The organism is Pseudomonas lini (assembly GCF_030812475.1).
In the GTDB taxonomy this organism is placed as follows: Bacteria; Pseudomonadota; Gammaproteobacteria; order Pseudomonadales; family Pseudomonadaceae; genus Aquipseudomonas; species Aquipseudomonas lini_A.
Genome location: NZ_JAUSSR010000001.1, coordinates 600114 through 623111, shown reverse-complemented (window position 1 = coordinate 623111; position 22998 = coordinate 600114). Strand labels below are relative to the sequence as shown.

Annotated in this window: 2 protein-coding genes; both read right to left on the bottom strand. The window is 64.0% G+C overall.

Annotation, left to right across the window (positions count from 1 at the left end; genetic code table 11):
* Positions 1-24: 24 nt before the first annotated feature.
* Positions 25-11904 (bottom strand): non-ribosomal peptide synthase/polyketide synthase, encoded by an 11880-nt coding sequence (locus J2W17_RS02860; protein WP_307328862.1) that lies wholly within the window; start codon positions 11902-11904, stop codon positions 25-27.
* Complete coding sequence (locus J2W17_RS02855) at positions 11904-22868, bottom strand: non-ribosomal peptide synthetase (RefSeq protein ID WP_307328859.1); 10965 nt, start codon at positions 22866-22868, stop codon at positions 11904-11906. The genes J2W17_RS02860 and J2W17_RS02855 overlap by 1 nt, the downstream gene beginning before the upstream one ends.
* Between the last annotated feature and the right edge of the window lie 130 nt (positions 22869-22998).

The window sequence follows — 22998 nt, the reverse complement described above, 5'->3', positions numbered from 1 at the left end:
CAGCTCCTACAGGGGGGCTTTGTTTTATGCAGTGGCTACGCGGCGCTCCAGCAGGTGTTCCAGTTCGTCGAGTAATTCGTCGCCGCGCAGCAGTTCGTAGTGTCCACCGGCCAATATGCGATCAACGCCATGGGCGCCGACCTGGGCTTCGAACACCCGACGTTCGTCGTCGCGGCCGGCGACCCACCAACGATGGGCCGGGGCCTGGATCGCGGGCAGTTGTCGTTGCGCCAGTGACAGTTGCTTGAGCGATGAACCGGTGGCGAAGATCTGCGTCAGTTCACTGGCGCCCAACGCCGCATGCTCATTGGAGCCGTGCATGGCCGCTTCGATCACGGCGGCGGCGCCTTCGCGCTCGTTGAGGCCTGCGGCTTTCGCGGCAATCAATGCCTGTGCTTCTACAGACGGCTGACCGAGGACAAACTTCAGGAAATCCGCCAAATCTTCTCGCCAGTCCCCCTCTTCCGCCGTGCCCGCTACATAGCTGTCGACCAGCCCGGCAAACGCCACTGTTTGCCCCTGGGACTCCAGTTCATGGGCAACCAGTTGCGTCAACGCGCCACCCAGCGACCAGCCGAGCAGATAGTACGGGCCTTCAGGCTGTTGCGTGCGAATCCGTTGCGCGTAGGCCTGGGCCATCGCCAGCAGCGACGCGTCCTGCCACTGCGGATCGAGCAGCATCCGGCATTGCAGGCCGTACACAGTGCGCCGTCCTTCCAGGCGCCGCGCCAGCGGTTCGTAGTCGAACACCGTGCCGAAGCCGGCGTGCAGACAGAAAAGCGCCGGCTCGCTCGGGATCCGCGCATTCAGCGCCAGCAAGGGATCCGGCGCCGCGGCAACGGACTCGGCGACTTGATAGCCACTGAGTTCGGCGATGCAGGGTTTCTGCATCAGGTCCCGCAGCTTCAATTCAAAGCCCAGTTCCGGCTGGCTGCGCACCCGCGAGATGACCTTGAGCACCTGCAGCGAGTCGCCACCCAGCTCGAAGAAGTTGTCATCGATGCCTACTTGCGGCAAGCCCAGCACTTCCTGCCAGATCACGGTCAGCGCCGTTTCCAGTGCGTTGCGCGGTGCGCGATAGCCACCCAGTGCCCACTCAGGTGCCGGCAGTGCGCGACGATCGAGCTTGCCGTTGGCCGACAGCGGGAAGCGTTCCAGCACCAGGATCCGTGCCGGCACCATGTAGTCCGGCAATTGCGCTTGCAGTGCAGATTTCAAGCGGCGATCAAGTCCAACCGCACCAGCCGCTACTACATAACCCACCAATTGCTTGCCAGTCGGCGTGTCGTGCACCACCACAGCAGCGTCCTGCACCCCGGCGCAATCGCGCAGACGCGCTTCGATCTCGCCCAGTTCGATGCGGAAACCACGGATCTTCACTTGCTGGTCAAGGCGCCCCAGGTAATCGATCAACCCGCACTCGCGCTGGCGCACCAGATCGCCAGTGCGGTACATGCGGCCACCGGCCTCGAACGGATCGGGGATGAAGCGTTCGGCACTCATGCCCGGACGCTGGTGATAACCGCGCGCCAGGCATTCGCCGCCCAGGTACAGCTCACCGCTGACACCCACCGGCAATGGATTGAGGTCGGCATCGAGCACATAGAGTCCACGCCCGGCCACGCCACGGCCGATCGGCGCATAGGCCGCATCGCAGGTTTCGCTGACCTCGGCACGCCACAGCAACGGAGTGACCACGGTTTCAGTCGGGCCGTATCCATTGACCAGACGCTGTGGACGCAAGGCGCGCTTGACCTGCTCGAAGCTGGCTTGCGGCACTGCATCACCACCAAAGCAATACACCTCCACCGCCGGTGGATTGCCCACGAGCTCGGCCACTTCCGCCATCTGTTGCAGGTACGCCGGCGGGAAGCAGGCCACGGTGACGCTGTGTCGATGCAGCACGTCCAGGGTTTGTTCCGGGGTCCACAGACTGTCGTCGCGGATCACCAGGCTGCCGCCGGCCAGCATCACACTCAGCCAGCGCTCCTGGGCACCGTCGAAAGCGAACGACATGAAGTGCAGCTCGCGGCTGCGCGGTGCCAGCTCGTAGAGGTCGATGATGCCGCGGCAATGCCGGGCAATCGGACCGCGCGCCACGGCCACGCCTTTCGGTTGACCGGTGGAGCCGGAGGTGTAGATCAGGTACGCCAGGTGCCCCGGCAACGGATGGGAAACCGGGCATGCAACGTTGTCGGCAACGCTCAGTTGATCCAGCAACAGGCGTGGCGGGCTGTTGGCCAGGGTCACTCGAGCATCCAGATCGCTGTCGCACAGCAACAGGCTGGCCGCCGAATCGCTCAACATGTAGGCCAGACGTTCAGCCGGGTACGCCAGATCCAAAGGCAGATAAGCCGCCCCCGCCTTGAGCACCGCGAGGAACGCGACGATGGTGCGTTCGGAGCGCGGTAGCGCCACCGCCACCAGGCTCTCAGGGCCAATACCGCGAGCGATCAGTTGCTGCGCCCGCCCATTGGCCTGCGCCTCAAGCTCGGCATAGCTGACTAGCCGATCTTCACAGATCAAGGCGATTTTCTGCGGCTGGGTGCGCACATGTCGGTTGAAGGCGTGCAGCAGATCGGCAGGGTCATCGCTCGCTTGCGGCAAGCCGATAACCGCGTTCGGCAAGCCGATATTGCCAAGCAGGCGCGTGGCATCCTCCGGCAATGCACGCAGCAAACCTTCAAGTTGCGCACGAATCCGCAGCACTTCCTCTTCACTGAAGCGGTCACGCAGGAACAGGTACTCAACCTCCAGTCCTTCTTCGTTGGCGCTGACCATCAAGTCCATCGGGAAGTTGGTGACTCCGCCGCTGCCGACTTCGGCAAAGCGCAATTCACCTTCCTCGCCCCCTTTCAAGGCACGGTCCACCGGATGGTTTTCGAACACGATGATGCTGTCGAACAGCCCCTGGCCACCCTGCCCGGCCCAGCGCTGGATGTCCGACAACGGCGTGTGCTCGTAGTCGCGGACCAACAGGTTGTAATCCTGCAACGCACGCAACCACTCGCCCAGCGGCTGTTGCGGGTCGAGGGTCTGGATCACCGGCAAGGTGTTGATGAACAGGCCGAGCATGTCCTGCGCACCGGCAAGCCCGGTCGGACGCCCCGCCACGGTGGCGCCGAACGCGACGCTGCGCTGGCCGCTGTGGCGTTGCAGCAGCAACAGCCAGGCGCCTTGCACCAGGGTGTTGAGGGTCACGCGTTGACGCTTGGCGAAGGTATGCAGTTTGCGCGTCGCCTCGGCGTCGAGGTTGCTGTACATCACGCCGTGGCCGGAGCCCGCCGCGCCCGAAGCCTTGGCCAGAATGGTTGGTTCTTCGAGCAGCGCCAGCCTATCGCGCCAGAAGCCTTCGGCCTGTGCACCGTCCTGGCGTTGCAGCCAGGCGATGTAGTCGGCGTAACGACCGGTCAGGGCCGGCAGGCTGTCGTTGTGGTACAGGCGCAGCATGTCGGCCAACAGTCGCGAGGCGCTCCAGCCGTCCAGCAGCAGGTGATGGTAGATCCAGATCATCTGGTAGCGATCTTCACCCAGGCGCACCAGGATAAAGCGCATCAACGGCGGGCAGCTCAGGTCGAAGCCCTTGGCTTGCTCCGCTGCCGCCAGTTCGCCCAACGCCTGCTGGGTGTCGGTGCGCTCGCGCCAGTCGAATTCTTCGATCGGCAACTCGACGTCGGCAAACACCGCTTGCAGCGGATCGGCCAAGCCATCGCGCCAGCGGAACGCTGCGCGCAGCACTTCATGACGTCCCACCAGGGTTTGCCAAGCGGCGCGGAAACGCGGCACCTGCAAACCGTCCACCGCCACGCTCAACTGGTTGACGTAGGGATTCAGCTCCGGTGAATCGAGGCAATGGAACAGCATGCCTTGCTGCATCGGCGACAGCGGATACAAGTCTTGCAGCCCTTCACGAGCGGCGATGTCGATGTACGGTACCAGCGAGAAAGCCTCGACTTTCGGCGCTTCGACCAACGCGGCTTCACGGCTGGTCGCCACCGCAGCGAGCGCACGAATGGTCTGCTGTTCGAACAGTTGCTTGGGACTGAACACCAGCCCGCGCTGCCCGGCACGGCTTACCGCTTGCAGGGAGATGATCGAGTCCCCGCCGAGTTCGAAGAAGTTCTCGGTGACTCCCAGCGAGTCCAGGCCCAGCAGTTCCTGCCAGATCTCCACCAGCAAGGCTTCGGCCGGTGAGGCGGCGGCCACGTGATCATGGTTCTGCCGAGCGGCTTCCGGCGCCGGCAGGCCTTGGCGATCAAGCTTGCCATTCGGCGTCAGCGGCAACGCAGCCAGGCACATCAAATGCGCCGGCAGCATGTGCGCCGGCAGACGGCTGCGCAGGTGCGCTGTCAGCGCTTCACGCAAATCCTGCTCATCGGCGAGCGGATCGCGCGGCACCAGGTAACCGACCAACTGGCGGCTCACCGGGCCTTCGCGATCGATCACAAAGGCTTCACGCACGCCCTCGTGCTCGAGCAGGCAGGCTTCGATTTCGCCGAGTTCGATGCGGAACCCGCGAATCTTAACTTGCTGGTCGATACGGCCCAGGTACTCGACCACGCCGTCGGCGCGGAACCGCGCGAGGTCGCCACTGCGATACAAGCGGCCACCCGGCACGAAGGGATCCGGCACGAAACGTTCAGCGGTCAGGTCCGGTCGCTGGTGGTAACCCCGGGCGACACCTTCGCCACCCAGGTACAACTCGCCCGCCACGCCGACCGGCAACGGCTGCAAGCCGCCATCCAGAATATAGGCGCTGCGGTTGCCGACCGGCCGGCCAATCGGCATGAACGCCGAGTCGAATTCGGTATCCGGGTACGCCAGCCAGATCAGCGGCGTGATCACCGTTTCCGTCGGGCCATAACCGTTGATCAGGCGCTTGGGTTGCAGTACTTGCTGCACCTCATCGAACGCGTGCTTGGCCATGCCTTCACCGCACGGGGTGTAGGAACGGATCGGCAGATCACGCCCCGCTTCGCCCATGAAGTCGGCGATCTGCGCCAGGTACGTCGGGGTGAAGCAGGCGATGGTGATGCCGTGCTTTTCGATCTCGGCGCAGGTGCGCTCCACGCTCCACAACTCGTCGTCCCGCGGCATCACCGCCGAACCGAATACCAGCGGCGTCAGCCAGCGCTCGTGGGCACCGTCGAAGCTGATCGAGGCGAATTGCAGCTCGCGATCATCCGGGGTCATGCCGTACAACTCGCCGATCGACAGGCAATGCATGGCCAGCGGACCGTGGGCCACGCTCACGCCTTTGGGTCGGCCGGTGGAGCCCGAGGTGTAGATCAGGTAGGCCAGGTTTTCGCCGCAAGTCAGGTTGACCGGGTTGTTTTCCGGCATCAGGTCCAGTGGCTCGCGGTCGATTTCCAGCACCGACAAGCCTTCGGGCAATGGCAGTTTATCTCGCAGCCGCGATTGGCTGATCAGCAGTGAAATGCCGCTGTCTTCCATCAGATAACGCAGGCGTTCGGCAGGGTACGCCGGGTCCAGCGGTACGTAGGCGCCGCCGGCCTTGAGGATGGCCAACAAGCCAATGATCATCTCCGGCGAGCGCTGCATCGCCAGGCCGACCCGCACTTCCGGGCCGATGCCCAGTTCGCGCAGGCGATGGGCCAACTGGTTGGCGCGACGGTTGAGCTGGTCGAAGCTCAGCTCCAGGTCGTTGAAGATCAGTGCGGTGGCGTCCGGGCGGATGACGGCCTGGGCCTCAATCAATTGATGCACGCAGAGCGGGTTTTCCTGCGTGGTGAACGCCGGGTTCCACTCGATCAACTGTTGTGCGCGTTCCGGTGCGGTCAGCAGGTCCAGTTCACTCAATGCCGCCTGTGGCGCGGCGACCATCGCCGCCAGCAGCGCGGCCAGGTGCTCGCTCATGCGGGCAATCGCGTCGCTGCTGAAGTGGGCGCACTGGTAGCTCCAGTTCAGGCTGAGCTGGCTTTCGGCGGTGGCCGCCAGGGTCAGCGGGAAGTTGGTGCGCTCATGGTTCTGCGGGATGGAGAAGCTCAAACCGGCCGGCGCGCCCTGTTGCAGCGCTTCGGCCACCGGGAAGTTTTCGAACACCAGCAGGCTGTCGAACAGCGGCTCGCCGGCACGTCCGGCCCAACGCTGAATGTCACCGAGGGCGGTGAATTCATGCTCACGCAATTCCAGGTTTTGCGCCTGCAAACGGGTCAGCCACTGCTCGACGCTTTCGACAGCGTCCGGGCTGCTGATCACCGGCAAGGTGTTGATGAACAGACCGAGCTGGCTTTCAGCCCCCGGCAAGTCCACCGGGCGCCCCGCCACGGTGGCGCCGAACGCCACGCTTCGTTGGCCGCTGTAGCGTTGCAGCAACAGTGCCCAGGCACCTTGCACCAGGGTGTTGAGGGTGACTTTCTGCTGACGGGCAAAGTCGCTGAAGCGCTTGCTGGTGGCGACATCGAAGGTCTGGCGACGGTCGGCGAACTCCGCCGTCGACAGGCTTTTACTGCCGCCGGGGGCCAGGCTCTGGGCCAACAGGGTCGGGTTGTCCAGCGTCACCAGTTGCTCGCGCCAGAACAGCTCGTCGGCCTGGGCGTCCTGCCGTTGCAGCCAACCTATGTAGTCGGCGAAACGCCCGGTCGGCGCCTGCACGTCCTGCCCGGCATAACGCTGCAGCACTTCGCTCAACAGCAGCGAGTTGCTCCAGCCATCGAGCAACAGGTGATGGTGGGTGTAGATCAGTTGCTGACGCTCGTTGTCCAGTCGCACCAGCATCAGGCGCATCAATGGGGCGCGGGTGGAATCGAGTTGCAGGCGTTCGCGGTCGATCAGCTGAACCAGTGCTTCGGCCTGGTCACTGCGATCGCGCCAGTCGAGGCAGGTCAGCGGCAAGTGCAGATGACGATGGACCAATTGCACCGGCGCGTCGAAACCGTCGGGGAAGTGGAAGCTGCTGCGCAGGATCGGATGGGTGTCGAGCACCGCTTGCCAGGCACGGCCCAGACGGTCGGCGTCGAGGCCACGGGCTTCGACGCTGAGCTGGTTCACGTACGCGCCGGACTCGGATTCGTACAGGCTATGAAACAGCAAACCGGCCTGCATCGGCGACAGCGGATACAGGTCCTCGATTTGGGCCGGCGGCACCGGCAGGCCGTCGAGTTGCGCCTGGGTCAGGCGCGCCAGCGGGAAGTCCGCCGGGGTCACACCGCCTGCGCCATCGCTCAGGCAATGAGCGATCAGTGCCAGCAACTCACTGCGCAAATCCGCGGCCAGCGCTTCGATCTCGCGCAGGTCGAAGCATTCGCGGCTGAAGGTCCAATCCAGTTTCAGTTCGCCGCCATAGACCTGGCCGCCCACCGACAGCCAGTTCGGCAACGGCGCGTCTGCCGATTGTGCGGCACCGCTGGATTCGCGCGCTGGAGTGAACAGCGCGTCCTCGGCGAAGCTCTGGTCAAACTGGCCGAGGTAGTTGAAGGTGACCCGCGCTTGCGGCAACGCGGCCAGCGCCGCCTGGGTCGTGGCATCACCCATATAGCGCAACAGGCCGTAGCCCATGCCTTTACCCGGGATCTCGCGCAGCTGTTGCTTGATCGCCTTGATCGAACCCGAAAGGTCGGCGGTCGGCGTCAGGCGCACCGGGAACAGGCTGGAGAACCAGCCAACGGTGCGGGTCAGGTCGATGTCGTCGAACAGCTCTTCGCGGCCATGGCCTTCAAGCTGGATCAGCGCCGATGCGTGGCCGGTCCAGCGGCTGAGGGTGCGGGCCAGTGCGGTCAGCAGCAAATCGTTGACTTGCGTGCGGTAGATCGCCGGTGCCTGTTGCAGCAATTGGCGGGTTTGTTCACGGTCGAGGCCGATGCTGACGCCTTGGCGCAGATGCCCGGCTTGACTGGCCTGAGCATTGGCCGCTGGCAGCGAATCATTCGCCTCGCTCAGCTGCGCCTGCCACCAGTTCAGTTCGCCAACAGCCGCTTCGGAACGTGCATACGCATCAAGTTTGTCGGCCCAGGCCTGGAAAGCACTGGTCTTCGGCGGCAGCTCCTGCCCTTGGTAAGCCGCCTGCAAATCTTCCAACAGCACTCGCCACGACACACCGTCCACCGCCAAATGGTGGATGACCAACAGCAAACGCTGGGAGCCATCGGCCTGAGCGATCAAGGCCACGCGCAGCAGTGGCCCGTCTTGCAGGCTGAGGCTGCGCTGGGCTTCGTCGCACACCGATTCCAGCGAGGCATCACTGGCCACGCGAGCGGTCCAGAGCATGTCGATGACATCGGCGCTATCGGCCCCGACATACCGCGCCGACCACTCTGAGGGAGCGAGCCTGCTCGCGATGAGGCCAGCACCCGCAACACTGATGTTGCCTGCCCCACCGCCATCGCGAGCAGGCTCGCTCCCACAGGGATTCTGCAGGGATTGCGGTGTCGTGGCGACCTGACTGAAGCGCAAACGCAGCGCATCATGCTGCTTGAGCAGGCGTTGCAACGCCGCTTGCAGGCGGGGCAGTTCGAGGGTTTCACGCGGGGTCAGCAGCACGGCCTGGTTCCAGTGCGCACGCTGCGGGATCGGCTCATCGAAGAACCAGCGCTGGATCGGCGTGAGCTTCTGCATGCCTTCCACTGGTCCTTGCTGCGCCAGCGGAGCGGCCTGTTCTTTGATCACTGCCGCCAATGCGTGCAGGGTCTGCTGCTGGAACAGATCCCGCGGTTGCAGGCTCAGGCCGGCGCGACGGGCACGGCTGACCACCTGGATCGAAATGATCGAGTCGCCGCCCAACTCGAAGAAGTTGTCCTGCCGCCCGACCTGCTCCACGCCCAACACGTCCTGCCAGATCTGCGCCAGCACCTGCTCATGTTCGCTGCGCGGAGCTTCGAAGGCGCGCTGGCTGACCTGAGCGGTCGGCGCAGGCAGGCGCTTGCGGTCGAGTTTGCCATTGGGGCTCAGGGGCATCTGTTCGATCAGCACGATCTGGGCCGGCACCATGTAATCCGGCAGGCTCGCCAGCAAATGGCTCTTTAAGGTTTCGCGCCACGCCCCTTGTTGTTCGGCATCGGCGCTCATCAAGTCGCGATCCTGCGGCACGATGTACGCCACCAATTGCTTGCCGCTCGGGCCGTCGAGGGCCAGCACCACGGCTTCCTGCACGTCGGCATGTGCTTGCAGGCGCGCTTCGATTTCCCCCAGCTCGATGCGCAAACCGCGAATTTTCACCTGATGGTCGATACGCCCGCAGTAATCGATGGCGCCGTCGGCGCGGTAGCGTGCCAGGTCGCCGGTGCGGTACAGGCGCTCACCTCTGCCGAACGGGTCGACCACGAAACGTTCGGCAGTCAGCGCGCCACGACGGTGATAACCACGAGCCAGGCCGACACCGCCCAGGTACAACTCGCCCACCGCGCCCAGCGGCAAGGGTTGCAATTCGCTGTCGAGGATGCAGGTGCGCAGGTTGGCGATCGGTCGGCCGATCGGCACGCTGTCGCGGCCTTCTTCGACGCAGGTCCAGTGGGTCACGTCGATGGCCGCTTCGGTCGGGCCATAGAGGTTGTAGAGATGGGCTTGGGGCAAGCTGCGCAAGGTCTGGCGTTGCAGTTCCATCGGCAGCGCTTCGCCGCTGCAGATGATCCGCTGCAACGAGGTGCAGGCCAGCGACTCATCGGCACTGATGAACGCGGAGAGCATCGACGGCACGAAGTGCAGCGTGGTGATCGCCTGTTCGACGATCAACGCCGCAAGGCGCTGGGGATCGCGGTGCTCGCCGGGGGCGGCGATGACCAGGGTCGCGCCTTTCATCAGCGGCCAGAAAAATTCCCACACCGACACGTCGAAACTGAACGGCGTCTTTTGCAGCACGCGGTCGGTTGGCAGCAGGTTGTAGGCTTGCTGCATCCACTCCAGACGGTTGTGCAGCGCGACATGGCGGTTGCCCGCGCCTTTGGGTTTGCCCGTGGAACCGGAGGTGTAGATCACATAGGCAAGGTTTTCCGCGACGGCAAGGTTCGGCAGATCAGTGCCCGACAGATCGCTCAGCCAGTCATTCCCGGCGTGCAGGCACAGGGTGCGTACGTTCTCCGGGGTTGGCAATTGCGCCAGCAGGTGTTCCTGGGTCAGCAACAGCGATATGCCGCTGTCTTGGATCATGTAGCTCAGGCGATCGAGCGGGTATTCCGGGTCCAGCGGCACATAGGCGCCCCCGGCCTTGAGGATCGCCAGCAGGCCGACGACCATATCCAGCGAGCGGTCACAGGCAATCCCCACCAGCACTTCCGGGCCGACGCCTTGGGCGCGCAGGTGATGGGCCAGGCGGTTGGCGCGCAGGTTCAGCTCGGCGTAACTCATGGACTGGCCCTGGAACACCAAGGCGGTCGCCTCACCGTCTTCAATCACACGTTCTTCGAAATGCCGCTGCACGCAGACTTCGCCTGGATAAGCCTGGGCGGTGTCGTTGAGGTCAGCCAGAATGCGCAGACGCTCGTCGGCATCCAGCAGCGGCAGCTCGGCGAGCGGGCATTGCGGATTCGCCAGCACCCCGGCCAACAGGTTGCGCCAATGACGAGCCAGGTGTTCGATGCGCTCGGCGTCGAACAGATCGGTGGCGTAGGTCAGGCTCGCGAACAGTTTGTCGCCCTCTTCCTGCGTGTCCAGCTGCAGGTCGAACTGGGTGGTGTGGGCCGTGGCGGTCAGCGCCTCGACCCGCAGCCCGGCGAGCAAACCGCTGACTGCCGCCGGCCTGGCTTGCTGATGGTTGAACATCACCTGGAACAGCGGGCTGTGGCTCAGGCTGCGCTCACCTTGCAGCGCCTGCACCAGGCGCTCGAACGGCAAGTCTTGATAGTCCTGGGCGTCCAGCGAAGCGGCACGGGTCTGGTCGAGCAACTGGCTGAACGGCAGGCGCCCGTCCAGTTCGGCGCGCATCACCTGGGTGTTGACGAAGAAGCCGATCAGGCCTCGGGTTTCCGCGCGATTGCGGTTGGCAATCGGCACGCCAACGCGCACGTCGGACTGACCGCTGTAGCGATAGAGCAAGGCCTGGAAGCTTGCCAGCAACAGCATGAATGGCGTGACGCCGCGCTGTTTGGCCAGGCTCATCAGGCCGCTGGCCAGGGTCGCATCGAGGGCGAAATCCAGCCGCGCGCCGCATTGGCTCGGTTGCGCCGGGCGCGGGCGATCGGTCGGCAATTCCAGCAGCGGTTGTTCGCTGCCCAGGGTGTCGCGCCACCAGTTGAGCTGACGCTCCAGCTCGCCCGCTTCCATCCAGCGGCGTTGCCACAGGGCGTAGTCGCAATACTGGATCGGCAGTGCATCCAGCGCAGCGCCCTGCCCTTGGCAATGGGCGGCGTAGAGCCGGGAAAACTCCTCCACCAACACGCCCATCGACCAGCCATCGGTGACGATATGGTGCAGGGTCAGCAACAGCACATGATCTTCGGCGTCGAGCTGCAACAGGCTGACCCGCAGCAGCGGACCGTGCTCCAGATCGAACGGCCGGGCAATCTCCTGCTCGACGGTTTTCATCGCCAGATCGAGGCGGTGATCCTGAGGTGCGCCGCGCAGGTCGATCTGTTCGATCGGCAATGAATTTAATTCGGCCAGCGTCTGCAGCACCAGGCCGTCGTCTTCGACGAAACGGCTGCGCAGGCTCTGATGCCGCTCCAGCAGCACGTCGAAACTCTGCTGCAAGGCTGCGACATTCAGCGGCCCGTGCAAACGCAGGGCGGCCGGAATGTTGTACGCCGAACTCTGCGGATCGAGCTGCCAGAGGAACCATTGGCGCTGCTGCGCGTAGGACAGTTCGAAGCTGGCTTGCGGCTCGGCAGCGGGCGGGATCGGCAGTTGGCCGAAGCTCACGCCCTGCTCTTGCATGCGTTGCAGAAACTCGCGGCGCTTGTCGGCAGACAGGCCGGCGAAGCGGCTGGCGATACGCTGGGCAGTGGTGTGTTCCATCAGTTGATCTCCATCTCGTCCAGAAGCGACTCGAGCGCATCAAGACGTGCATCGTTGTCAGCCGGGGCGTGTTGCCCGGCCATGGCGGCATAAGCCTGCAGGTCGGTGGATTCGAACAGCGCGCGCAGCGGCAGCTCGATGCCCAGTTCCAGTTCCACCCGGGCACTGGCCTGGGCGGCGAGCAGCGAGTGCCCGCCCAATTCAAAGAAGTTGTCGCGCCGACCGATCTGCGCCACGCCGAGCACCTCGGCCCAGATCGCTGCCAGGTGCTGTTCGAGGTCGCCTTCAGGGGCTTCGAACGGTCGTTGCCAGTCCTCGGTATCGGGCAGCGGCAGCGCGTTGCGGTCGAGCTTGCCGTTGCCGGTGAGCGGCAAGGCCTCCAGCAACAGCCAGTGGCTCGGCACCATGTAGTCCGGCAGATCGACCTTGAGCGCGGCGCGCAGGGTGTCGCGCCAGGCGATCGGATCGTGCGGGGTTTGTTCGGCCACGACGTAGGCGCACAGCTGCGGCCCGGCATCGCCCGCGTGCACGCTCAGCACCGCTTGGCGCACCCCCGGCTGCGCCAGCAGAGCGGCCTCGATTTCCCCCAGTTCGATGCGGAAACCGCGAATCTTTACTTGCTGATCGATGCGGCCGAGGTAGTCGATGCTGCCGTCAGCACGCTGGCGGGCCAGGTCGCCGCTGCGATAGAGGCGTTGCGCGGCATCGAACGGGCTCGGCACGAAGCGCTCGGCGGTCAGGCCGGAACGGCCGTGATAACCACGGGCCAAACCAGCGCCGGCGATGTACAACTCCCCCGCCACACCCACCGGCACCGGTTGCAACTGGCTGTCGAGCAAGTACCAGCGCAAGTCGCGGATCGGCAGGCCGATCGGGCTCTGGGCCTTGCCGTCGAGGTCGACCAGGCGGATCGCACGGTAGGTCACGTGCACCGTGGTTTCGGTGATGCCGTACATGTTGACCAGGGTCGGCTGTTGGTCGCCAAAGCGTTCGAACCATGGACGCAGGCTCTCGACTTCGAGGGCTTCGCCGCCGAAAATCACCTGGCGCAGCGCCATGTTTCGCGGGCTGGCACAGGCAATCGGCAACAGTTGGCGGAAGGCGGTCGGGGTCTGGTTCAACACGGTCACGCCCTCATCACAAAGCAGGCGATGGAATTCTTGCGGCTCGCGGCTGATGTAATACGGCACGATGACCAGGCGCCCGCCGGTGCACAGCGAGCCGAACAGCTCCCACACAGAGAAATCGAACGCGTAGGAATGGAACAGGGTCCAGACATCGTCCGGGCCGAAGTTGAACGCGTCAGCGGTGGCCGTGAGCAGACGCCCGACGTTGGCATGGCTGAGCAATGCGCCCTTCGGCCGACCGGTCGAGCCGGAGGTATAGATGACGTAGGCAAGGTTTTCCGGGGCTGCCAGCGCTTGCAGGTTTTCAGTGCTGTAGGCATCCAGTTGCAGCGAATCCAGGCTCAGCACCTGCACGCCGTCGCGTGCCGGCAAACCGTCGATCAAGTGTTGTTGGGTCAGCAGCAGGGTGATGCCGCTGTCTTCGATCATGTAGCTCAGGCGCTCGGCCGGGTACTGCGGGTCAAGCGGCACGTAGGCGCCACCGGCCTTGAGAATCGCCAGCAAGCCCACCACCAGCGGCATTGCCCGCTCGGTGGCAATGCCGACCCGCACCTCGGGACCGACGCCCTGCTCGCGCAGTTTGCGCGCCAGGCGGTTGGCCTGGGTGTTGAGCGCGGCGTAGGTCAAATGTTCGCCTTCGTAAACCAGCGCGACGGCGTTCGGCTGTTGCGCAGCCTGGGCCTCGAACAGCTGGTGCAAGGTTGGCGACGGCGGTTGCGCCTCGAACGCCGGGTTCCAGTGCTGGATCAGCGCATCGTAGTGCGGCGCTTGCAGCAACGGCAGTTCGGCGACCCGTTGCTGCGGATCCTTGACCACCGCTCGCAACAGGTTCAGCCACTGCTCGGCGAGGCGCTGCATGGACGCCTCATCGTACAGATCCGTGGCGTAGGTCAGGCTGGCGTCGAGGGTTTCGCCCTGCTCCTGGGTATCGAGCACCAGATCGAACTGGGTGGTGTGTTGCTGCCAGTGCAGACGCTCGACGCTCAAGTCTGCAACCCTGCGCTCGACGCTCGCGCCCAACTGCTGCTGGTGGTTGTAGAGCACCTGGAACATGGGGCTGTGATTGAGGCTGCGGTCAGGCTGCAAGGCATCGACCAGTTGCTCGAACGGCAAGTCCTGATGGGCCTGGGCGCCCAGTGCAATCTGCTTGACCTGCTGCAGCAAGGCACTGAACGGCTGCTGCCCGTCGATCTCGGCACGCAGTACCTGGGTGTTGACGAAGAAGCCGATCAGGCCTTCGGTTTCGAGACGAGAACGCCCGGCGCTCGGCACGCCGACGCTGATGCCCGACTGCCCGCTCTGGCGATGCAGCAAAGTCTGGAAGCTGGCCAGCAACAGCATGAACAACGTCACCTGGTGTTCCTGGGCGCGTTGGCGCAAACCGGCCAGCAGCTCAGGTTCAACGTTCAAGGCCAGGCTGGCGCCGCGCTCGGTGCGGCGGGCCGGACGTGTCAGTTCGCTCGGTAATTCAAGCGGTGCCTGGCTGCCTGCCAGTTGTTCGCGCCACCAAGTGAGTTGGCGTGCGCCCTCGCCGGCTTGCAGCCAGTCGCGCTGCCAGCGGGCGTAGTCGCTGTAGTTCACCGGCAGGCTCGCCAGGCTCGCAGCCTTGCCTTCGACGGCCGCCTGATACAACGCACTGAACTCATCGACCATGACCTGCATCGACCAGCCATCGGCTGCGATGTGATGCACGGTGAGCACCAGCACGTGTTCGTCGGGGTTCAGTTGCAGCAGCATCACGCGCCACAGCGGACCGTTGCGCAGGTCAAACGGATGGGCGATTTCTACGGCTATGGCATTGTCGATCGACGATTGATCGAGCACGCGTTCATCCAGTTGCAATGCCAGATTGTCGTGCAGCACCGGACGCGCCTGCTGGCCGTCCTGCTCAAAGGTTGTGCGCAGGGTTTGGTGACGGGCCTGCAGTTGAGTGAAGGCTTCGCGCAGGGCCTCGCGATTCAGCGTGCCCTTGAGGCGTAGCGCGGCCGGAATGTTGTAGGCCGGACTTTGCGGGTCCAGCTGCCAGAGAATCCATTGACGCTGTTGGGCGTAAGACAGAATTTGTGGCTGATCGACCGCTGCACGCTGCAGCGCCGGTTGGCCGCTGACAGTGGACAGTGCTGCACGCTCGGCAAATTCCGCCAGATTCGCCGCAGAAAACAGGCTGTTTACCGACAGTTCGAGCTGCAACTGCTGACGCACGCGAGAGATCACCTGCAGCACCAGCAACGAGTGGCCGCCCAGTTCGAAGAAGTTGTCGTCACGGCCCACGTGCTCGACCTGCAACACCTCTTGCCAGATCAGCGCCAGTTGCGCTTCAAGACCTTCGGCCGGGGCTACGAAATCCCGTTGAGCATCGCCGGCTTCAACGCGTGGCAGAGCTTTGCGGTCGAGCTTGCCGTTGTTGTTGAGCGGCAATTCGGCCAGCAGGATCAGGTGGCTCGGCACCATATATTCCGGAAGCGACTGACGCAGAACGGTTTTGAGCCCTTGCAGATAATCCGCCTGGGAAACCACCGCGCCGCTGGCGACGACATACGCCACCAGTTGCGTCCCGTCCTGGGCAATGACGGCCGCTTCGCGCACTTCCTCGCGGGCTTGCAGGCAGGCTTCGATCTCGCCCATTTCAATGCGCAAACCGCGAATCTTCACTTGATGATCGATGCGGCCGACGTATTCCAGATTGCCGTCGACGTTGTAACGCGCGAGGTCACCGCTGCGGTACAGGCGCGCGCCCGGCTCACGGGCAAACGGGTCCGGCAGAAAACGTTCGGCGGTCAGCGCCGGACGATCGAAGTAGCTTTGCGCCAGGCTGGCCGGAGCGCCGATGCACAATTCACCAACGCCGCCGTTTGGCAGCAGCTGACCGGCAGCGTCCAGCACATACAATGCACGACCGGCGATGGCGCGGCCGATCGGGATGCCAAACGCGTCGCTGGCATCCTCGAGACGGCATTCATGAACGCTGGACACCACGGTCGCCTCGGTCGGGCCGTAGGTGTTGAGCAAACGCACATGGCTCAAACCGGCCTGATGCCACAAGCGCAAACCTTCCACCGACATGGCTTCGCCGCCGACGTGAACCTGGCGCAAATTGCCCAGGTTGCTCACCACGCCATTCGCACATTCGCGCGCCAGCAAATACCAGTAAGCCGCCGGCAAGTCCGCGACAGTCACACCTTGCTGGACGATTTCGGCGGCGAGTCGACCGGCATCCCACAGGTCGTCGCCACGCATGATCAATGCCGCGCCGACGCACAATGCCGGGAAGCACTGCTCGACGAAGCCATCGAAACTGAAGGTCGCGAACTGCAGTACGCGGTCCGCAGGTGACAGCAGCGAATAGTCGGCAGCGGTCTGGCTGAACTCGCGCAGCGCCGCGTGGGAGATGGCGACGCCCTTGGGTTGGCCGGTAGAGCCGGAGGTGTAGATGATGTAGGCCAGGTCTTCGGCGACTGCGTGGTTTTGCGGATCGCTGTCAGGGTAAGCGGTATTGTCTTCGAGGCTGAGACGCAGCACGCCTGGCACATCTTCCAGCAGGCCGGACTCGCACAGCAGCAGGTCGAGACGGCTGTCGTCGATCAGGTAGGCCAGGCGTTCGGCCGGGTATTTCGGGTCCAGCGGTACATAGGCCGCGCCGCTTTTGAGCACCGCCAACAGGCTGACGATCAGTTGCGGACCGCGATGCACTGCCAGGCCCACGCGCTTGCCGACACCGGCACCGTTTTCGATCAGACGGTGGGCCAGGCGATTGGCTTGAGTGTTCAACTGGCCGTAGCTCAGGCTCTGACCGTCGACCCGCAATGCCAGCGCATCTGGCGTGACGGCGGCTTGGGCAGCAATCTGTTCGTGCACCAGACGGGAGGTGGATAACTCGACCGCCGCCGGTTGGCTGATCGCGATCGCAGCCTCTTTGTCGTCGACATCGAGCAGCTCCAGCGCCCCGAGTGCCGCATCCGGGAGCGCCACCCATTGCATCAGCAGGTGCTGCAGATTGGCCGCCAATCCGGCAACCTGCATTGCACTGAACCGCGCCGCGTCATAACTGAAGTCCAGGCTCAATCCTTCGCCCAGTTCGATGCCTAACGTCAACGGATAGTGGGTGCGTTCGTGATTGTGCAGGTTGGCGAACGACAGCCCGGCCGGTGCGCCCTGTTTCAGCGCTTCGGCCACCGGGAAGTTTTCGAACACCAGCAGGGTGTCGAACAGCGCAGCCCCCTGCTGCCCCGCCCACCCCTGAATATCGTAAAGCGGCACATGCTCGAACTCGCGCATGGCCAGGTTCAGCCCTTGCAACTCGCCCAGCCACTGGCTGACGGTCTGATCCGGCTTCATCGCGCAGACCAGCGGCAAGGTGTTGATGAACAGTCCCAGTTGCTCTTCGATCCCTGGCAGCGGCGCGGATCGGCCGGCCACGGTAGCGCCGAAGACCACGCAGTCCTGGCCGGTGTAACGTTGCAACAACAGGCTCCAGGCCGCCTGCAGCAACGTGTTGAGGGTGACTTTCTGCTGGCGGGCGAACTCGGCCAGGCGCTGGGTTGCGCCGCTGTCGAGGGCGACGCGGTACGCTTCGCTACCCTCGGTGCCCACCGGTGGACGCAGGGCTTCGGCCAGCAAGGTAGGGGCTTCCAGAGGCGCCAATGCCGCTTTCCAGAAATGCTCGCCAGCGGTGGCCGATTGCTGCTGCAACCAGCCCAGATAGTCGCGGTAATGCCCGGTTGGCGCCGGCAGCGATTGCACGGCGCCGTACTGCTGGATAACTTCGGCGAGCAACTGCGCGTTGCTCCAGCCGTCCATCAAAATGTGGTGGCTGGTGTAGATCAGGTGCCAGTCAGTGGTGCCCGTTTGAACAAGCTTCAGGCGAAACAGCGGTGCGCGGCCCAATTCGAAACCCTGGGCGCGCTCGGCGTCGGCCAGGGCATCGGTGTCGGTGGCTTCAAGCACTTCAAGCGGCAGCACGACTTGACGGAAAATCGCCTGGTGCGCGGTGTCGAGGCCTTGCCAGTGGAAGCTGCTGCGCAGGATGTCGTGACGCTCCAGCGCGGCCTGCCAGGCCTCGGCGAATCGCTGCGGATTGAGGCCTTGAATGTCCAGGCGCAGCTGACTGATGTAGGCGCCGACTTCGGGTTCGTACAGTGTGTGGAAGAGCATGCCCTGCTGCATCGGCGACAGTGGATATAGGTCTTCAAGTGACGCAACCGGCAATGCGTCGAGTTGCGCCTGACTGATGCGTGCCAACGGGAAGTCCGATGGCGTGGCTTGCGGTGCTTCAAGGGCACAGCAGTGATCGATCAGCGCATTGAGCTCCAGCGCGTAATCGTCGGCCAGGCGCTGGATGGTCTCAGCGTCGAACATCTGGCGACTGAAACCCCAGCTCAGGGACAACTCGCCGCCGTAGACCTGGCCTTCGATCGTCAGCCAATTGCCCAATGGCGCCGAGGGATCTTGCGCCACGCCGTTGCCTTCGGTGGACGGGATAAACATCGCCGCGTCATCGAACTGTCGATCGAACTGCCCCAGATAGTTGAAGGTGATGCGCGGTTGCGGTAACGCGGCCAGTTCGGCACGAATCGCCGCGGTGCCGAGGTAGCGCAACGCGCCGTAGCCCAGGCCCTTGTCCGGTACGGCGCGCAGTTGTTCCTTGATGGATTTGATCGAGTCGCCGAGGTCACTCGCCGGCATCAGGTTGACCGGGAACAGGCTGGTGAACCAACCGACTGTGCGGGTCAGGTCGATGTCGTCGAACAGGTCTTCGCGGCCATGGCCTTCGAGCTGGATCAGCGTGCTGCCCTGCCCGCTCCAGCGGCAAACCGCCCGCGCCAATGCGGTCAGCAGCAGGTCGTTGACCTGGGTGCGATAGGCCGCCGGCGCTTGCTGCAATAGTTTGCGGGTTTGTTCGGTGTCGAATGTGAGTTCGAGCTTGTGCTCGAAGCGGTTGTCCAGAGCACCGTGCGGACGATCGCAGGGTAGATCGGCGGGTGCGTCTTGCAGCTGGGTCTGCCAGTGACCGAGGCTGTTTTCAAAGGCTGGAAGATGATCCTGCAGACGGGCCATCCAGCGCTGGTAGGTGCTGGTTTTCGCCACTGGTCCGTTGCCGCTGTAGAACCGCTGCAGATCTTCCAGCAGCACGCGCCAGGAAACCCCGTCTACGGCCAGGTGGTGAACGACCAGCAGCAAACGTTCGGTGCCGTCAGCCATTGCCACCCGCAGCGCCCGCAGCAACGGGCCGTTTTGCAAGTCGAGGCTGCGTTGGGCTTCGTCGCACAATGCGGTGAGTTCTTCGACCGAGTGCGCCTGGCGTTGCCACAGCACCGACTCGGTCGTCGGCACGGCATAGCTTTGCTGCCAGCCTTCGGCGGTCTGCACGTAACGCAGGCGCAAGCTGTCGTGATGCGTCAGTAATTGCTCTAATGCACGACCCAGCGCCTCGACGTTCAATGCCTCACGGGGCACCAGCAATAGCGACTGGTTCCAGTGCTGACGTTCAGGGATGGTTTGCTCGAAGAACCACTGTTGCACCGGCGCCAACGCCACCGAGCCAGTGGCCGGGCCTTGGTCGATCGATTGCTGCTCGCCGCTGCGAGCGGCCTGGGCCAGGCTGCGGATGGTCTGGTGCTGGAACAGATCCTTGGGACTCAACAGGATCCCGGCCTGCCGCGCGCGACTGACCACTTGCATGGAAACGATGGAATCGCCGCCGAGTTCGAAGAAATTGTCTTCCAGGCCAACGCTGTCGATGGCCAGCACGTCCTGCCAAATCGCCGCGAGGGCTTTTTCCAGGGCGCTGCGTGGCGCGACGTGTTGCCGTTGTTGCTGAGTGCCGTCGATGGCCGGCAAGGCCTTGCGGTCGAGCTTGCCGTTGGGGGTCAACGGCAGTTGGACGAGGAACAGCAGGAACGCCGGGACCATGTAATCCGGCAGGTGCTGACGCAGCGCCGCTTTCAGGGTTTCACGCAGGGTCGCTTGGGCGTCGATGTCATTCAGCAACGCAGGATCGCTCGGCACGATGTAGGCAACCAGTTGCTGACCGTTGTTACCATCCTGCGCCAGCACCGCCAGTTCGCGAACCGCGTCTTGCTGCAACAACCGGGCTTCGATTTCTCCTGGCTCGATGCGGAAACCACGGACCTTGACCTGGTGGTCGGCACGCCCGACGTATTGCAGCGTGCCGTCGGGCTGATAGCGGGTCAGGTCGCCGGTGCGGTACAGGCGCTCGCCGTTGCTGGCAAACGGGTTAGGTACGTACTTTTCAGCGGTCATGCCCGGACGAGCCAGGTAACCGCGAGTGATGCCGGCACCGGCCAGATACAGTTCAGCCGACACGCCCTGGGGTACCGGTTGCAGCTCGGCGTCCAGCAGGTAGCTGGCGGTGTGCTTGAGCGGGCGGCCGATGTTGGCGTGGCCACCGGCCTCGCGTCGGGTCCAGGTCGAATAGGTGGTGTCTTCCGAGGGGCCGTACAGATCGTAGACATGTTCAACGGTCGACTGCTGATACAGGGCGTCCACCAGGCTCTGCTTCAGCGGCTCGCCGGCGAGGTTGATGATGCGCACGCCCGACGGGATCTGCCCGTCGCGCTGCAAGGCGTTGATCGCCGACGGCACGGTGTTGATCAGGCGCACCTGATCCCGGGCCGGCAGCTGCGGCAACTCCAGGGCATTGCGGGCGATGATCAGCGAGCCGCCGTTGGCCAGGGTGACGAACAGCTCCCACACCGACAGGTCGAAGCACACCGAGGTCGAGGCCAGGACGCCTTGAATGTCTTCGCGGCCATAGACCGCTTTGGACCAGTCGATCAACGCCAGCACGTTGCGGTGGGCGATGGCCACGCCTTTGGGTTTGCCGGTGGATCCTGAGGTGTAGATCACGTAGGCGAGGTTGTCCGGCGTGACAGCGGTGACCGGGGCGCTGCCGGGGTAATCAGCCCATGGCCCGTATTCCATCAGCAGCACTTGGGTGTCGGCCGCCACATTGAGTGTCGCCGCGACGGATTGCTCGGTCAGCAGCACCAGGGCGCGGCTGTCTTCAAACATGTAGGCGACCCGCTCGGCCGGGTAATCCGGATCCAGCGGCACGTAGGCGCCACCGGCCTTGAGCACCGCGAGCAGTGCCACCAGCAGCGTGTCGGAACGCTGCATCGCCACGCCGACCCGGACTTCCGGGCCGACGCCCAATTCGATCAGTTTGTGGGCCAGGCGATTGGCTTGAACATCGAGTTCGGCGTACGTCAGTTGCTTGTGGCCGAAGGTCACCGCCAGTGCCGTCGGGTTTTGCGCAACTTGTTGGCTGATCAGCTCATGAACGCACTGGTCCAGGGCGAAACTTTCGTCTGCGCGATTCCAGTCATGCACGATGCGTTGATATTCGGTTTTTTCCAGCAGCGGCAAATCGCCGATGCGCTGCTGCGAATCGCTGACCATGCCGTGCAACAGGTACGTCCAGTGCCGGGCCATGCGTGCGATGGTCGCGGCGTCGAACAGGTCGTTGGCGTAGGTCAGCGCCGCGTGCAACTTGCCGCCTTTTTCGTAGGTATCGAGGGTCAGGTCGAACTGCGTAGTGCGCCCTTCCCATTCGATCACACCCAGCGCCAGGCCGGATGCGGTGCTGACGGTGGAGATGTCGGCGACCTGTGGCTGGTGGTTGTACATCACTTGGAACAGCGGCGTGTGGCTGAGGCTGCGCTCCAGTTTCAACGCCTCGACCAGGCGTTCGAACGGCAGGTCCTGATGCGCCTGGGCGCCCAGGGCGGTTTCCTTGATGGCGCGTAGCAACTCGTCGACGCGGGTCTGGCCATCAAGCTGGGTGCGCAGTACCTGGGTGTTGACGAAGAAGCCGATCAGGCCTTCGATTTCGCCGCGGTTGCGGTTGGCAATCGGCACGCCGACGCGAATGTCGGTCTGCCCGGTGTAGCGGTGCAGCAGCACGTTGAAGGCGCCGAGCAACAGCATGAATAACGTGATGTTGTGCTTCTGCGCCGTGGTGCGCAGCTGCTCGGCCAGTTGCGCGTCGACCGCGAATTCGTATCGAGTGCCGCGATAGCTCGGCATCGGCGGGCGCGGGTGATCGGTGGGCAGTTCCAGTACCGGGTGTTCGCTGCCCAATTGCGCCTGCCAGTAATCGAGCTGACGCGCCTGCTCGCCCGCCTCCAGCCAGCGGCGTTGCCACAGCGCGTAGTCGCTGTACTGGATCGGCAAGGGCGCGAGTTGGGGTTGGGTGCCCGCCTCGAACGCGTCGTAACAGCGGATGAACTCGTCGATCAGCACATTCATCGACCAGCCGTCGGAAACGATGTGGTGCAGGGTCAGCAGCAGGACGTGTTCCTGCTCGGCGAGCTTGAGCACGGTGACGCGCAGCAACGGGCCGACCGACAGGTCAAAGGGCAGCAAGGATTGCTGCTCGGCCGCCTGGGCGACTGCCCGTTCGCGCTCAGTGGTTGGCAAGGTGCTGAAATCCACCTGATCTATGACCAGCGGCGCGCTGGCCGGCACTTGCAGCAAGCTGTCATCGGCCTGGCGCTGGAACACGGTACGCAGGGTTTCATGACGCGACACCAGATTGGCAAAGGCTTGCTCCAGCGCCGCCAGGCTCAACCGCCCGGTCAGGCGCACCGCGCCCGGCAGGTTGTACGCGCCGCTTTGCGGGTCCAGCTGCCAGAGAAACCACATGCGCTGCTGGGCGTACGACAGCGCCTGGCGATCGTCGGCCTCGACGCCGGCAGGGATCGGGAAGCGGGCGAAATCAACGCCCTCCTTGTGCAAGGCCGCGAGGAACATCCGGCGCTTTTCCAGCGGCAACCCGATAAACCGGCGAGCAAGTTTCAAGGAGTCTTCAGCATTCATTTCTGGGTATCCGGATCAGTGGCGGGAAGCACAAAGGCACGTCGTCCATATAAAACGAATGCAGACCGGAAAAATTAGCGAATGAGAACAAGTATCACAAAGGAGATTAGCGGCTGGGGATGCCCCCCTG

Coding starts and splice junctions, on each gene's coding strand:
- J2W17_RS02860 (WP_307328862.1), bottom strand. CDS start 11,904: ATGGAACACACCACTGCCCAGCGTATCGCCAGCCGCTTCGCCGGCCTG.
- J2W17_RS02855 (WP_307328859.1), bottom strand. CDS start 22,868: ATGAATGCTGAAGACTCCTTGAAACTTGCTCGCCGGTTTATCGGGTTG.